The following is a 15218-nucleotide window of genomic DNA, read 5'->3' as shown; positions in this document are numbered from 1 at the left end:
AGGGATCAGTAATGTCTGAATCTACTGAAAAAAAACTAGATGCAACAGGATTATTTTGTCCTGAACCTGTGTTTAGAACCAAAATTGAAATTGAAAGAATGCAGGTCGGTGAAATAATTATTGTATCTGCTGATGATCCTGCAGCTGAAGATGATATTTCGAGATGGGTTACACGAAATGGTCATGAATTATTAGACATGTCCAAAGACGGTGAAACTATTACATTCAAAATTAAAAAGGTGAAATAATCCAAATCATGACTACTGTTACTGATACAGATGTTTTGAATCGTGTAGGGAACACTCCGCTGGTACATTTGGATTCTCTTTCTCATGATAACGTTAAATATTTTGCAAAATTAGAGGGTCATAATCCATTTGGGTCTGTTAAAGACAGGGCAGCATATTATATGATTAAAGATGGTGAAGAAAAAGGAATTTTAACAAAAGGGAAAAGCATCATCATTGAACCCACCTCTGGTAACACAGGAATTGCATTGACCGGAATTGCAAATATCTTGGGTTATAAAGTTGAGATTGTAATCCCTGAAAAAGCAAGTAATGAAACTAAAGATATCATTAGAAAATTAGGAGCCAAAGTGTTTGAAACCAGTGATGATTTATGTCCTAAAGTAGGTGCTGGAACTGATCAAAGCATTGCACTTGCTACATCGATTGCATCATCTAGACCTGATACGTATTATTCCCCAAATCAATATGCTAATGAAGCAAATTTTAAGGGACATTATGTTGGAACTGGACCTGAAATTTGGAAACAAACTGAAGGTAAGGTGACTCATTTCTTTACCGGTGTTGGTACTGGAGGTACAATTACCGGGATAGGTGCATATTTGAAAGAAAAAAATCCTGATGTTAAAATAATTGGATGTCAACCACAACAAAACCACTTAATCCAAGGATGGAGAAATTTTGAAGAATCTGCAAAACCTGATTTATTCTTAAAAAGGGAAAATGTTGTTGATGATTGGGTATCTGCTGATAATGATGAGGCATTTTCAGTTGTAAAAGATGTATTTGCTAAAGACAAACTCTTGATTAGTCCATCTTCTGCTGCAGTTTATGCATGTATGAAAAAATATCCTATTGATGGCGATGCATGTGTTGTAGGGATTTTTGCTGATGATGGCAGGAAATTCAAAAGTGTTTACGCAACTCAAAACGTTATGACTGAGGAAGAGTTTGATAATTGCCTCGAAGATGCAAAACACATGTCGGAATTGGCATACTGACTATTCGAGAATACTTTTCAAATGTTTTTCATAAAATTCTCTAAATGATCCATTCATGTCCATTTCATGTCGTAAACATTCGTTACTTTGTTCTGTTATTTGATTTTTAATTTCTTTACTCCATGGGCTTTGTTGTTTATCTTTTGAATCTATTATTGTTGGGTTTTCTTTAATTTTCTCCATAGTTTCAGATAGTTTTGTACTTAATTGTCTGAATTTACTAATGCGTAAAAGAAATAGTTGTGATTCCTCTTTGTTTACCAAGTCCATCATTGCATGAACTTGATTGTAATATTCCAAACCTTTTTCATTATATTTTTTAAAATCTTTCATTCTTTGGTTCCAATATTCTTTGGTTATTTTTTCTTCAATTCTGTAACTGAATTGTAATTCCCCCAAATCCATTCCTAATTTAGCTAGTTTATTGCTATGTTCTTTAGCTATTTTTTTTAGATTTTCTGGATCTTGACTCATTACTTTTTAATTTCCTCACTCACAATAAAGAGTTTAGATTTTTGATTCATTCCATTTTTTCTCAGATTCTTTTGAATATTCTACCATGCATGCTTCACAGAATGAATCCCGCTCGGTAATTCCTAATTTAACAAAATATTTTACAGACCATTTGTATGAAGGTGATTTTCTATATTGAAATTGTTGAATTGTGTAGATGTCTTTTTGATGAAATTTATTCAGGCATTTTTTACATTGGGCATTTTTCATTACTATTTGTCTGCACTTTCAGTAAGATATTTGTCAACATCAATTGCTGCCATACATCCAAAGCCTGCTGCAGTAATTGCTTGTCGATAACTTCTATCATGTACATCCCCTGCAGCAAAAATTCCTTCCATATTGGTGTGTGTTTTATTTTTTAATATGATGTATCCTTCATCATCTAAATCAATTTGACCTTTGAATAGTTGTGTATTTGGCACATGACCAATTGCAACAAATAATCCTCCTACATCAAGTGTAGTTTCTTCATTTGTTTTTAGATTTTTCAAAACTGCATGTTGTATTTTTTGATCTCCTTTGATTGAAGTCACTGCTGAATCAAAATGGAATTTTATTTTTTCATTGTTAAATGCTCTTTCTTGCATGATTTTACTTGCACGTAATTCTCCTCTTCTATGTATTAGATGAACATTTGATGCAAATTTTGTAAGGAATGTTGCTTCTTCAATTGCAGAATCTCCACCACCTACAACAAGAATTTCTTGATTTCTAAAGAAAGGACCATCACATGTTGCACAATATGATACTCCTTTTCCACTGAAAGTCTCTTCACCTTCAACACCTAATTTTCTTGGATTAGCTCCTGTCGCAATAATTACTGCCCGGCCTTCGAATTCCTCTGATGCTGTCAGAACTTTGAATGGTTTACGTCTAAAGTCAACATCAACTACGACATCATCAATAATCGTAGTTCCCATTCTTTGTGATTGTTTTCTCATATCAATCATCAAGTCAGGTCCCATGATTCCTTTTTCAAAACCAGGATAATTTTCAACTTCTGTTGTGTTGACTAGTTGTCCTCCTGGAAGTAATCCTGATAAAATCAAAGTATCATAACCTGCTCTAGAACAATAAATTCCTGCAGTGTATCCAGATGGACCTGCACCAATAATGATTACGTCATATTTTGTTTTAGTTTTATCTGTTATTTTGATTTCATCATCTCTTGTTTCGAGAACTGCTGAACCTGTGTCTCCCCCTGCCATCATAATGTTAATGGTCTTAATTTCAATAATTTAAGTGAATATCCCTTTGAGTTTCTCTTGATGTCTGTCACATAGTTTTTTATTTTCTAATTGTGAATAGAACAGATCCTTTTGCCAATGCGAATTAAATAACCTGCATTCCTTATTTTCACAAAATGCATCCCCTGTACTATAATACATGATGGTTTGTAGTACATACCCTTCTACAATATCGCTTAATCTTGGATCGTGATATTCTAAAAATTCACCTTTGTATTTTTCTTTGATTTCTTCTATTTTTGCTTCTGAAAAATTTGGCATTAAATCTAAATAGTATTGCTTGGGTTTTGCAGGTGCCTCTATCATTCCAGTTGTTGAAATTATTGTAGGGTTGGAACTGATTAGTGCTCTAGCATGATATCTGAAATCATCATTATCAAATGTTGCAGTAAGTTTGTTTGTAAAAACTATGTGTAATGTGTTATCTGTGATTGAAATATTCTCTGCAATGATGTTTCGTAGTTCAAATCCATCGTACAATGTCATTGTATCTTGTTCAGTTGTATCTTGATTTTCTTTTTCAATTTGAATTTCTTCTTGTGTTGGAATATGCTTTTTGAATTGATTTTTTAAATCAAAAATTCGTGTTGATGCTATTTTTTCAAATATTTCATCTTCTAAACTTTTAAAAAAATTATCGTTTATCTCAACTTTGATTTGACATGTATCTGTGATGAATTCTTTAATTTTTTCAATTTGAATTTCTGGAACTGTAGGCTCATTGTATAGAATAATCTTAGAAATCTTCACTAGAGAAAGATTGTTTTAATTGCTTATCTTTCTAACTCTTTGATTTTCTGGGCTGTAATCTCTGCTGCTCTCTTTCCAGAGTATAACATAGAGCCAAAAGTTGGTCCCATTCTTGCTAATCCATGTGTTTCAGTTACTGACATTCCAGCGGCAATCAATCCTGGATATACTTCACCTGTCTTGTGAACTACGTGTTCTTCACCGTCGTTGACATGCATTGGTTCCATTCCTTTCCATTTTGCTAATCCTCTATCTACAAGTCTTTTCACTGCAACTGAATCATGACCTGATGCATCTATGATTATTTTTGCTTCAAGTGCAATTGGATCGACACAAGTAATGTTACGTGGTAGTGCTGAAACTGGCATCCAATTGACAACAATTCCTGCAACTCTTCCATTTTTCAAAACCAAATCATCGAATTTAGTTAATTGTAAGAATTTTACTCCTGCATCACATGCTGCTGCAATTAATTTTGAAACTGCATGTGGTCCTGGTGTTATGTATAATCCATCTGCAACTTTTTTGTATGGTACTCCAAGTTCATCCCATATTTTCTGTGCTGGTTCTCTTACAGTAACTGGGTTCATCATATATCCTCCTAACCAGTAGCCGCCACCTAGGTAGTTGTTTTGTTCGATAACTAGAACTTTGTATCCCATGTTAGATAATTCTCTACTAGCTGTTAATCCTGCAGGACCTGCGCCAATAATGATGACGTCGGATTCTGCTCTGTCAATTAATACATCATGAAATTCATTTGCAATTGCACGTGTAATTTCAACTTCACGTACGTCGGTAAAAATTTTCTCTGATTGCTCTGCAACTGTTGCTTCTTGCATGAAGACACATCATTTCCTGAACAATTAATACTTTCCCACATCTGATTTCTAAAAAATTAGGTAATACTAATTATTTCTAAAATTATGCTCTTCATAGATATAGGAAAATTTTGTACTTTGAGGAAAGTATCTCTCCTAAAACCTCCAAATTTCAAAAATTTATATCCAAACTAAAAGAAATTCCTTTGTATTGACTATATCAGATCTTAAACAATCTCTGCCTGATTCTGTAAAATCCAAAATAAATTGGTCTAGAATTGAGGAGGCAGATGATTTTGCAAATACTGTAAAGTTATTCCGTCAAGGAAAATATGACGAAGCTAGTTTTAGACGATATAGATTACAACATGGAGCATATGGAACTAGAATGACTAGTGACTATGCCATGGTTCGAATTAAACTCCCAGCTGGAGAAGTTTATCCTGATCAAATTGAAAAAATCTCTCAACTAAGTGAACAATACTCTATAGGAAGTGCACATTTTTCCACTAGAGAAAATATTCAACTACACTGGGTAATCCTTGAAGATGTCTCTGAAATATTCAGGGGTCTTGCAGAAGTTGGTTTGACATCCAGAGAAGCATGTGGAAACTCTGTACGAAATGTAATGTGTAGTCCTTTATCTGGTGTTTGCCCTGATGAAGAATTTGATGCAACTCCATATGCACTTGCAACTGCACGATTCTTTTTGAGAAACCCTATGGCTCAAAATCTTCCTCGTAAATTCAAATTCAATTTTACATGTTGCGAGAAACATGGAATGGTAAGAATGGTTGATGTGGGATTAATTCCACAGATTAGAGAAATTAACGGAACTACTCAAAAAGGATTTAAAATTTTCCTTGGTGGTGGTTTAGGAAACAGATCTTTTGTTGGACATCAATTAGAAGAGTTTACTCCTGAAGAAGATTTACTTTACACATCAATTGCTGTTGTGAGAATATTTGATAGAATGGGTGATAGAAAAAATCTTGCTCGAAACAGAATGAGGTACTTGGTAAATGATATGGGTTGGGATAAATTCCAAAATCTTGTATTAAAAGAAAGAGCAGTAGTTAGAGCTACACAATCAGTTGTAACTCAATTAGAAGTTGATCATACTCCAGATGTTATCAAAAGACCAATTCGAATATCTGATGAGAATGGTGGTGAAACAACTCCTGATGGATATGCAAGATGGATCAAAACCAATACTGTGAAACAAACACAAGAAGGATATGTATCGGTATTTCTTACACTTGAAGCAGGAGACATTACTGCAAGTCAACTATATGGATTGGCTGATATCATTCGTAACTTTTCATCTGAAGGAAAGGGAAGATGTGGATTTACACAAAATATTGCTCTACGATACGTGCATGAGGATGATTTGCCTCGCCTGTATTCTAAATTACTTGAGACTGGATTGGCGAAATCAGGTGCTTTAACCATGACTGCCCCTATTGGTTGCTCTGGAACTACCTCATGTAATCTTGCATTAACTAATTCTCATAGATTGGCAAAAGAAATCCAAAGAAAATTCCTAGAACTAAAACTAGATGAAGATGAGGACCTTAGTGATTCTTCAATTAAGATTAGTGGATGTCCTAATTCATGTGGACAACATGGAATTGCAACTTTAGGATTCTTTGGTGGTGGTGGACGTGTTGGAAAAGACATGTACGCAAATTACCAAATGTCTGTTGGTGGTCGTTCTGATGGAGATACAATGTTGGGACAAACATTACTTCGTGTTCCTGCAAAACGAGTGATACCTGTAATTCTAAAGATAATTGAAATTTTTAAAGCAAATAAAAAGTCTGATGATACTTTAAAATCTTGGATTCATAGGGTTGTAAATGGAAATGAAGATTCTGAAATTAAATCAATTATTGATATTAAAAAAATTCTGGAACCTCTGATTATTCCACCAACAATTGATGAGGATCCAGACTTTTACTTGGATTATGGAAGTGACTCTAGCTATCACACAAAAACCGGCAAGGGTGAATGTGCTGCTTGACAGACACTGTTAAAATTACAACTGATGTAGACTCTTTACGTTCAGAGATTCGTGACAAAAGTGTTAGAGTAATTGATGTTAGACGAGAAGCCGATTACAAACAAGATCATATTCCAACTGCTGTAAATTTACCTCTTGCAAATTTATTATCTGATGATAGCCCTGAACGTGTTTTAAAATTAGTAAATTCTATGGGGGTTGATGATGAAACTCCTGTTGTAGTTTATGATGATACTTTTGGTGCATTGGCATCAAGAGTTGCATGGACTTTGGAATATCTTGGGCATTCAGATGTAACTCTGTTGGAATCCACATATAGTCATTGGAAATCCCTTGGATTGGAAAATGATTCTACCACTCCTGAAATTCAATCTAAGGAACACTCTATGAAATTAAAACCTGATATTTTGGCAACTTCGGATTATTTGGAAACTGCAAAAACTCGAGATGATGTAATTTTAATTGATAATAGGGAAAGACTGAACTTTCTTGAACAACATATTCCAGGTGCTATCAGTTTACCTTATCGTACTTTGGCCTCAAATGATAAAATTTTACGCTCAAAAGATGATATGAAACGATTATTGGATAATCGTGGAATTACAGGGGGTTCTGAAATTATCACTTATTGTGGTAGTGTTGGCACACTTTCAGGTTTGGCATACTATGCACTAAAATCTACTGGATTATCAAATACAAAACTATACGTTCGTTCTTTCAAAGAATGGAAAAATCTTCAAAAACCAACTGAAAAACAAGAAGATGCAAATTACTGGGATTTATCAGCAGAATAATTAGGAAATCTGTTCTCTAAGTTTTTTCGTTACAGTTCCTTCAATGTTGTCGAAGAGATCTACCATTTTGTCTTTGTTATCAATTAGATAATCTACCCCTCTATCTTTTAGTCTGATTTTCCATAATCTTATTTCTCTATGTTCATCAAAGAAAGTTTCAATCATTTGTTCACCTGATTTTGTTGGGTCAATGAATTCATCAAACAGTTCAATTGTTTTATCGACATCTTCTTCTTCTATTGCTTCTCTTACTGATTGAATAGCTTGACTAAGTTCTTTCAAATTTTTAACTGGTCGTGGTAATGTTTTCTTTGTAATTCCAAATAGTCCTTTCTTTTCTTTGCCGAGTTTCTCTGCAATGTTATCTGCTAGATCATATATTGGAATTTTACTTAGACCGTCACGTTTTTCATTTTGAACTATTAGTCCTTTCTCTAATAATTTTCTCAAAGCAGTTTCTGCATCTACTTTGTCTAGGAATGTTGTCCATACAATTGCCCCTATTGTATGGTATCCTTGTCTGATTGATTCTAAAACAACGACTTCTTCAATTCTTTTAAATCCTTCTTCAATTTTGACATTTGTGAAATCTCTATCTCTGATAGACCTTCTTGCATTTTTAACATCAATTTCTATGGAGCGTTTCAAAGCTTCAAGTGATTCTGGAACTTGATTTAGTAGTGATAAGAAACATGCTTTGTTGTACCATGCCATTCCATATGTTGCATCTGACTCTATTGCTTTCTGTGCTGCATCTAGAGCTTGAGCATATTTTTTCTGTTCATAGTGTACTAGCCCTTTGAGATTCCAAGCTTCTGGATTTGTAACATCAATTTCTAAAACTTTGTCATATACTTTCAAAGCATCTGAGAATTCCTCTAGATGGAATCTGGCGTATCCTAGTTTCATCAATACTTCAACATTTTTTGGGTCAATTCGTAATGCTTGCTCAAACATTTCAATGGCATCTTCTAGTTTTTCATCAGCCATCAAATTGATGCCTTTTTTGTATAATCTTTTTAAATTGTAATCGATATCTACTAAACTTCTTTCTTGTGGGATTGTCTTCTCGACTTTTATTTCCTCTTTGTCCTTTGATTTTCTTCCAAAAGGTTTCTTCACAGCTCAAATAGGCATTTTATCTAGATAAATACCAACCTTAATTGCGCCTAATCTTGATCGTACTTGATTTCAAATAGAACTTTGCGATCTAAATACAGAAATACTTGAAATATTAACAAACGTTTGTGTCATCTCAGCCACGTTTAGAGATTCAAGGACAGGCACCATTCAAACAATCTGGTGTCTATGAAGCTCAAATTGCAATTACTGATAGTAGACCCTCAGATGATGATATTCGTTCAAAGCAATTTTCAACTTTATGGCGAGGCAATTTCCATCTCAGAGTAAAAGATGGATTATTTTCTGAAACTCTAGGCTCTCCTACAAATCCACTTCCATCATCTGTATCTAATCTTAATCGTGTTTGGATTGTTGTTACTGATTTATTTTCTTCATTGCATACTGTGTTTGAAGTTCCGTTATCTAGATCATCAACCCAGTCTGAAATAAAATCTGAAACAAAAACAAATGCTGATAATCAAAAACCTACACGTTCTACAAAAACAAATGTTGTTGGAGCAGCCGGTCCTCCTGGTGACAAAGGTCCTGACGGTCCTCCTGGTCCTCCTGGTGACAAAGGTCCAATCGGCCCACCTGGACAACAAGGACCAATGGGCATTAAAGGTCCTGAAGGTCCTAAAGGTCAACCTGGTGACAAAGGAGCAACTGGTGACAAAGGTCCTCAAGGAGATAAAGGAATTTCTGGCGATAGAGGATTAACTGGAGATAAAGGAATTACTGGAGATAAAGGAGATAAAGGAGATAAAGGAATTGTTGGTCCTCCTGGTGAAAAAGGTGACAAAGGAGCAACTGGACCACTTGGTGACAAAGGTCCTTCTGGATTAAAAGGACCACTTGGTGACAAAGGAGAAAAAGGTCCAACTGGATTAATTGGTGATAAAGGTGCAACTGGATTACGTGGTGTCCCTGGTGATAAGGGCGATGATGGTCCACAAGGATCTTCTGGCGATAAAGGATTAACTGGTCCAACCGGACCGCCCGGAGAAAAAGGTCCAACTGGATTATCTGGTGTACAAGGAGAAAAAGGAATTCAAGGTGGTCCTGGACCAATCGGAGAAAAAGGTCCACTAGGTCCTCCTGGTGACAAAGGTCCACTAGGTCCTCCTGGACCACATGGCGATAAAGGATTAACTGGTCCTGCCGGACCACTTGGTGACAAAGGTCCAATCGGCCCCCCTGGTCCACTAGGAGAAAAAGGAAACAAAGGTGTTGAGGGTCCTATCGGAGAAAAAGGTCCACAAGGTCCACAAGGTCCAGCAGGTTCTAAAGGATTAACTGGAGTTCCTGGTCCTCAGGGAGAAAAAGGTGACAAAGGTTCCATTGGTCCCATTGGAGAAAAAGGTCAAACTGGTCCTCTAGGTGCACCTGGTGACAAAGGTCCACAAGGTCCACAAGGTTCTCAAGGTGAACGTGGAACTACTGGTCCTTCAGGAGAAAAAGGTCCACAAGGTCCACAAGGAATTCAAGGTCCACAAGGTGAACGTGGCCCAACTGGTCCAATAGGTTCCATTGGTGAACAAGGTCCAGTAGGGGGACAAGGTCCAGTAGGTCCACCAGGCCCAAGAGGTCCGCCAGGTTCTCCTGGAGAAAAAGGTCCATCTGGTGGAATGTCTGCAGAACAGAAAGCACTCTTCAAAGATTTACTGGAAATGTTAACTGACAAAAATGTAATTACTACTGAAGAACAAATAAAATTGATGAGTTATCTTTATTGAGAAATTTATTTTTTAATTTAATTATTTTAATAATTTATTTTCAATATTAAAATTTGTAAATTGGTTTTATTTTTTGTAAACTTTATTTTAATAATTTCATTTTTTTAGATTTTTAATTTTTTCTTTATTGATGGATATGTTTTGTAGTGTTGTAAAAAACTAATCTGTTGTATTCTTATATTTTTAATTAATTTAGAGTTAACACTATTTTGAAATTTGAAAAATGAAAACAATTCGTCGTCATTTTGACGATTGTTAATTTATCGACTAGATTATCGTCTTTTTGCTGCAGTTTTTCTCTTTGGAGCGGCTCTGCGTTTTGGAGCTGCCTTTCTCTTTGGAGCTGCTTTTCTCTTTGGAGCGGCTCTGCGTTTTGGTGCTGCCTTTCTCTTTGGAGCTGCTTTCTTTGCTGCAGTTTTTCTCTTTGGAGCGGCTCTGCGTTTTGGAGCTGCCTTTCTCTTTGGAGCTGCTTTCTTTGCTGCAGTTTTTCTAGTAGCTTTTCGTTTTGGAGCTGCTGCGGTAGATTTTTTAGTTGATCTACGTTTAGTTGCAGCTTTTCTTTTTGTAGCCATACAGAATTCCGCAATTTCATCGTTTTTCAGTGGTTAAACTAAAGAAATTTACACAATTTGATTACAAATTGTCAAGTAATTTTATTTGAATTTATTTTATTTTGATCGTAAATTTTCTATTTTTTACTTTTACAAACAATTTCTTTGCCACAAGAACAATTATTCGTCTAATTTTTTTCATTTGTGATGTATTTTAGTCGCAATATTGATTATTTTTTTTAAAATTATTTTTTTGTAGTTTGTTTTTAATTTTTTTACAAAAATTAATGTTGTAATTTATTCCGATCTATTTTTGATTATGCCCCACGTCTTTTGATGATTGTTAACACATCTTCATCAATCATTATGTGATTCAAACCCACACGTTGCCCTCCAAACTTTACACTCTTTCCCCAAATTAACCCATATCTGAATTCTCGTTTTAATCTTCGATGTAGTTTATTACAAATGTCTTCTACAGTGTCTCCTTCTCTTGCAATTAGCGGTTCTTTGAAATCTGCTTCGCCTCCTTTTGGTTTCAAGTAAATTCTAATGAACTTTAATTTTTCATATATTTTTTCTTTAAGCAACTCGATGTTGGTATCTGAGTTTGCAGATACTTCTATTACCTCTGATTTGATTTTTGTTTTCAAATCTTTTAGAAATGCATCATCGACTAGATCAATTTTATTTAGAATAGTTAATGCTTTAGAATAACTAATGTTTCCTGCAATATGATCAGCTAACTGCTCTGATGTCACGTCTTCTCTAACTACAACACGCGCACTAACTAAACCATAAAGGTGTAAAATATCTTTGAGATGATCTACTGAAATTTTTGTAAGCTTTACTTGTTGAGCAACTGCAATTCCGCCCATTGATGCTTTTTCAATTGTAATGTTTGGTGGCAATTGATTTAATCTAATTCCTATATTTCCTAATTCATTTACTAATACATCCTCATGGAATGGCTGGAACACATCTAACACTAGTAACACAAGATCTGCAGTTCTTGCAACTGAAAGAATTCTCTTCCCTAATCCTTTACCTGAAGATGCCCCTTTGATGATTCCTGGAAGATCTAATACTTGGATATTTGCACCTCTATACTCCATCATCCCTGGAACTACAGTTAATGTTGTAAACTGAAAAGCTCCAACCGTTGATTTTGCACTAGTCATTTTGTTTAACAGGGTTGATTTCCCCACACTTGGCAATCCAATAAAAACAACAGTTGCATCCCCACTTCGCCTTACATCAAATCCATCTTCTTTCTTTCCAGATTTTTTGACAACCTCATCTTCTTGCTCTCTTTTGAGCTTGGCAATCTTTGCTTTGAGTAAACCTATGTGCTTCTCAGTAGCCTTGTTGATCTGAGTCTTTGCCATTTCATCTTGAATGGATTTAATTTTTTCAGGAATTCCCAATACTGTTCACTCCTTTTCACTTTCTTTACAAATAAAACCGTATAACTTGCACTTAGTAGCAAATATTATTCGGTTCAAAAAACGATTCTTATGAAAAAGAGAACATTTGCAGTAGATATTGATGGAACTATTACTGAAAATGGTGGGGGTAGAATTCATCTTGAAGCACTTGAAGCATTGCGTCGATTAACTACCATGGGACATAATGTAATTTTTGTAACTGGAAGGTCTTCAGTTGAAGGATATCTTTTATCTGTTTTTGGTGGAACAACAAAAATTGCAGTAGGTGAGAATGGTGGATGTATTACAATTGATTCTGATGAACATATTTTGCTTGGAAATATGGATGAGTGCAAAAAAGCATTTGAAATAATTCAAAATAATATTGAACACGTACAAGAAAAACATGTTTTTCCAAGAATGACTGAAGTTGTTTTGGAGAGAACATTTGATTTGGATTTGGCAAGAAAATTGTTAAAAGAAAAAAATATTTCAGTTGAATTATCTGATAGCCAATATGCATACCACATTAATTCACCAGGAATTGACAAGGGGACAGGGTTTACTAAAATCATGGAAAAATTATCTATTTCTGCTGATGATGTGATTGCAATTGGGGATAGTGCAACTGACATTCCATTATTCCGGGTGTCTAAAACAAGTATTGCATTAGGTAATGCATCTGATCATGTAAAATCTGAGGCAACTATGGTGATGTCGGCCCATGCGGGAGATGGAGTTCTTGAGGCATTAGATAAATTAGCACCTATATTATCTGAAATATAGAAATGACTTTCAAATCTATTCTTGATGAAATTGAAAATAATCTCAACAAAATATTATCTGACTTGTCAATTTCTGATGTGATGTTTTCTGTAGAGCCTGCAAAACCTGGTTTTGGAGATGTAAGCTCTAATGTTTCATTTTTACTTGCAAAACAACTAAAGAAAAGTCCTAAAGAAATTGCTGAAATTCTTTCTTCAAAATATTCTGATTGCACTAGTATGCTTGTATTAAAATCTGAGGCTCATCCATCTGGATATCTTAACTTTTTTGCAAATTGGGATAAACTAAATCAGTTGATTTTATCTGAATCTTATCTTGATACCTGTGGTGATGTTGAAATTGGTAATGGCTCTAGTGTTGTAGTTGAGCATACTAGTGTTAATCCTAACAAGGCACTACACATTGGACATATTAGAAATATCATTATCGGGGATACGGTATCTAGAATTTTAAAGAAAGCCGATTACAAAGTAAATGTACTAAACTACATTGATGATTCGGGATTACAGGTAGCTGACATTATAGTTGGATTCAAACACTTTGGATATGCCCAAGAGCCTCCTGATGGAAAAAAGTTTGATCATTATTGTGGTGATGATGTTTATGTTAAAACTACTGAAAAATATGAACAAGATTCTAGTTTAGAGGAAATCAGAAAAAATGTTCTAAAAGAATTAGAAGATGGGGATTCTGAAACTGCAAAGTTTGGAGATAAGATAACTCGACGGGTTTTAGCCGGACAGCTAGAAACTTGTTGGAACTTTGGCGTAACTTATGATTGTCTAAATTTTGAATCCCAGATAATTCGTTCAGGGTTATGGGATGAAATCTTTGAAAAACTCAAAGAGATGAATCTAATTGAATTTGAAAATGAAGGTAAGAATAATGGATGTTGGGTTATTCGTGGAGATGGCAAAGAAGAAGATAAGGTGATAGTTCGTAGTAATGGAACTGCTACATACATTGCAAAAGACATCCCATATGCTGCCTGGAAACTTGGACTGATCAAGGATCCTTTCAACTATGAAAAATATGAAAAAGAGCAGCCAAATTCTAGAGTCTTGTGGCAGACTACCCTGAAGAATACTGAAAAAATCTCCAAAGATTTTACTGCTGAGAAAGTTGTCACTGTAATTGATTCACGTCAGGCTAGATTACAAAAAATTATCACTGGTTTGATGGGTAAATTCAAATCTGTTCCTGATGCATACAATCATCTGGGATACGAGTCCGTAACTTTGAGTTCAGATACTGCAAAAACTTTGGGACTTGAAACTGATGGCAAACAAGCACAAATGTCTGGTAGAAAAGGATTGTATGTTTCAGCTGATTCCGTTTATAATATTCTAAAAGAGAAAACAAAGGAAGAAACAAAACGAAGACATCCTGAAATGGATGATTCTGAAATTGAAACAATCGCTCACTCAGTATCTGTTGGTACAATTCGATATGAGATGATAAAACAGGATTTAGATAAAATAATAACATTTGATTTGACAAAGTCTCTTAGCTTGGAGGGGGATACATCTCCATACATCCAATATACTCATGCAAGAGCATCACGAATCTTGGAGAAATCTGGTCGCATTCCAACTATTAATGTTGATTTTACTTTATTGAATGAAAAATCAGAATTAGATTTGATTAAAAATATTGGTCTATTCAATCTACAGGTTAGAGATGCTGCCAAAAATCTATCTCCAAAAGTTATTGCACGATACTGTTATGATTTAGCAGTTTCATTTAATTCATTTTATGAAAAATCCAAAGTTCTTGAATTAGGTGATGTGGAATTGGAGAATTCTCGTCTATGTTTGGTAAATTCATTTAAAATTGTTTTAGAAAAGGCCTTGGATCTTTTGGGAATTCAATCTCCTGATAGAATGTAATGTCCTAGGAAGAAAACTGGTCCCTTCCTAGGGATATCCTATTGAGCCGAAGCCCTATAGAATATCTTGGCGTGCAAACCAATTATTTACTGTGATTTGTTTTACTCCAATAAACTTTACTTTACAAAAATCATTAGAGAATTGAATTGTTTTGTAAAATATCTATGAATGCACAAATTTTATTATTTTAAAAAAATCATCTAGTTTTTACATCACTATGCTGGTTAATTGTTGCGTGATTCCAAAAATCGCGATTACCAAATCGGGTAATCAAAACGCAATTATGAAGAATGGATTCTCTCCAATC

General features: G+C 34.8%; 15 protein-coding genes. 7 read left to right on the top strand and 8 right to left on the bottom strand.

The window, feature by feature from the left end; all coding sequences use genetic code 11:
- Window positions 1–11 precede the first annotated feature (11 nt).
- Both C5F49_RS05825 and C5F49_RS05820 read left to right on the top strand, forming a co-directional pair.
- The gene (locus C5F49_RS05825; protein WP_179362073.1) at window positions 12–248 is read left to right on the top strand and encodes a sulfurtransferase TusA family protein; all 237 of its coding nucleotides are present in this window, start codon (window positions 12–14) and stop codon (window positions 246–248) included.
- An 8-nt stretch (window positions 249–256) separates the two neighbouring features.
- On the top strand, window positions 257–1249 hold the full coding sequence (locus C5F49_RS05820; protein WP_179362072.1) for a cysteine synthase family protein: 993 nt from the start codon (window positions 257–259) through the stop codon (window positions 1247–1249).
- On the opposite strand, the gene C5F49_RS05815 is transcribed toward C5F49_RS05820, so the two are convergent.
- From C5F49_RS05815 to C5F49_RS05795, 5 genes are read right to left on the bottom strand one after another with little or no spacing between them, the layout of a single operon-like run.
- Complete coding sequence (locus C5F49_RS05815; protein ID WP_179362071.1) at window positions 1250–1723, bottom strand: hypothetical protein; 474 nt, start codon at window positions 1721–1723, stop codon at window positions 1250–1252.
- A 33-nt stretch (window positions 1724–1756) separates the two neighbouring features.
- Window positions 1757–1972: a hypothetical protein gene (locus C5F49_RS05810; RefSeq protein ID WP_179362070.1), complete on the bottom strand. Its 216-nt coding sequence runs from the start codon at window positions 1970–1972 to the stop codon at window positions 1757–1759.
- 2 nt (window positions 1973–1974) lie between these two features.
- Complete coding sequence (trxB, locus tag C5F49_RS05805) at window positions 1975–2973, bottom strand: thioredoxin-disulfide reductase (protein ID WP_179362069.1); 999 nt, start codon at window positions 2971–2973, stop codon at window positions 1975–1977.
- Window positions 2974–3003: 30 nt separating this feature from the next.
- A complete protein-coding gene (locus tag C5F49_RS05800) occupies window positions 3004–3762 on the bottom strand; it encodes a DUF6775 family putative metallopeptidase (protein WP_179362068.1) in 759 nt (252 codons plus the stop codon).
- 23 nt (window positions 3763–3785) lie between these two features.
- Window positions 3786–4604, bottom strand: coding sequence for a sulfide-dependent adenosine diphosphate thiazole synthase (locus C5F49_RS05795; protein ID WP_179362067.1), 819 nt, complete (start codon window positions 4602–4604; stop codon window positions 3786–3788).
- Window positions 4605–4794: 190 nt separating this feature from the next.
- Here C5F49_RS05795 and C5F49_RS05790 point away from each other — a divergent pair, with 190 nt between their 5' ends.
- Window positions 4795–6606 (top strand): nitrite/sulfite reductase, encoded by a 1812-nt coding sequence (locus C5F49_RS05790; RefSeq protein ID WP_179362066.1) that lies wholly within the window; start codon window positions 4795–4797, stop codon window positions 6604–6606.
- Complete coding sequence (locus tag C5F49_RS05785) at window positions 6603–7400, top strand: sulfurtransferase (RefSeq protein ID WP_179362065.1); 798 nt, start codon at window positions 6603–6605, stop codon at window positions 7398–7400. Before C5F49_RS05790 ends, C5F49_RS05785 begins: the two co-directional genes overlap by 4 nt.
- On the opposite strand, the gene C5F49_RS05780 is transcribed toward C5F49_RS05785, so the two are convergent.
- A complete protein-coding gene (locus tag C5F49_RS05780; protein WP_179362064.1) occupies window positions 7401–8522 on the bottom strand; it encodes a tetratricopeptide repeat protein in 1122 nt (373 codons plus the stop codon).
- A gap of 125 nt (window positions 8523–8647) precedes the next feature.
- Here C5F49_RS05780 and C5F49_RS05775 point away from each other — a divergent pair, with 125 nt between their 5' ends.
- Complete coding sequence (locus C5F49_RS05775; protein WP_179362063.1) at window positions 8648–10258, top strand: collagen-like domain-containing protein; 1611 nt, start codon at window positions 8648–8650, stop codon at window positions 10256–10258.
- Window positions 10259–10530: 272 nt separating this feature from the next.
- On the opposite strand, the gene C5F49_RS05770 is transcribed toward C5F49_RS05775, so the two are convergent.
- A complete protein-coding gene (locus C5F49_RS05770; protein ID WP_179362062.1) occupies window positions 10531–10830 on the bottom strand; it encodes a hypothetical protein in 300 nt (99 codons plus the stop codon).
- A gap of 296 nt (window positions 10831–11126) precedes the next feature.
- A complete protein-coding gene (locus tag C5F49_RS05765) occupies window positions 11127–12236 on the bottom strand; it encodes an OBG GTPase family GTP-binding protein (protein WP_179362061.1) in 1110 nt (369 codons plus the stop codon).
- Between the two features lie 90 nt (window positions 12237–12326).
- On the opposite strand from C5F49_RS05765, the gene C5F49_RS05760 reads away from it, so the two are divergent.
- Together C5F49_RS05760 and C5F49_RS05755 are read left to right on the top strand one after the other, a co-directional pair.
- On the top strand, window positions 12327–13022 hold the full coding sequence (locus tag C5F49_RS05760; protein ID WP_179362060.1) for a phosphoglycolate phosphatase: 696 nt from the start codon (window positions 12327–12329) through the stop codon (window positions 13020–13022).
- Window positions 13023–13024: 2 nt separating this feature from the next.
- A complete protein-coding gene (locus C5F49_RS05755) occupies window positions 13025–14911 on the top strand; it encodes an arginine--tRNA ligase (protein WP_179362059.1) in 1887 nt (628 codons plus the stop codon).
- The last annotated feature ends 307 nt before the right edge of the window (window positions 14912–15218 follow it).

Source organism: Nitrosopumilus oxyclinae, from assembly GCF_013407165.1.
Taxonomy (GTDB): domain Archaea; phylum Thermoproteota; class Nitrososphaeria; order Nitrososphaerales; family Nitrosopumilaceae; genus Nitrosopumilus; species Nitrosopumilus oxyclinae.
Note: the sequence above shows the minus strand (reverse complement) of the source record. Positions and strands in the feature narration are given on the sequence as shown.

Coding starts and splice junctions, on each gene's coding strand:
- C5F49_RS05825 (WP_179362073.1), top strand. CDS start 12: ATGTCTGAATCTACTGAAAAAAAACTAGATGCAACAGGATTATTTTGT.
- C5F49_RS05820 (WP_179362072.1), top strand. CDS start 257: ATGACTACTGTTACTGATACAGATGTTTTGAATCGTGTAGGGAACACT.
- C5F49_RS05815 (WP_179362071.1), bottom strand. CDS start 1,723: ATGAGTCAAGATCCAGAAAATCTAAAAAAAATAGCTAAAGAACATAGC.
- C5F49_RS05810 (WP_179362070.1), bottom strand. CDS start 1,972: ATGAAAAATGCCCAATGTAAAAAATGCCTGAATAAATTTCATCAAAAA.
- trxB (WP_179362069.1), bottom strand. CDS start 2,973: ATGGCAGGGGGAGACACAGGTTCAGCAGTTCTCGAAACAAGAGATGAT.
- C5F49_RS05795 (WP_179362067.1), bottom strand. CDS start 4,604: ATGCAAGAAGCAACAGTTGCAGAGCAATCAGAGAAAATTTTTACCGAC.
- C5F49_RS05770 (WP_179362062.1), bottom strand. CDS start 10,830: ATGGCTACAAAAAGAAAAGCTGCAACTAAACGTAGATCAACTAAAAAA.
- C5F49_RS05760 (WP_179362060.1), top strand. CDS start 12,327: ATGAAAAAGAGAACATTTGCAGTAGATATTGATGGAACTATTACTGAA.
- C5F49_RS05755 (WP_179362059.1), top strand. CDS start 13,025: ATGACTTTCAAATCTATTCTTGATGAAATTGAAAATAATCTCAACAAA.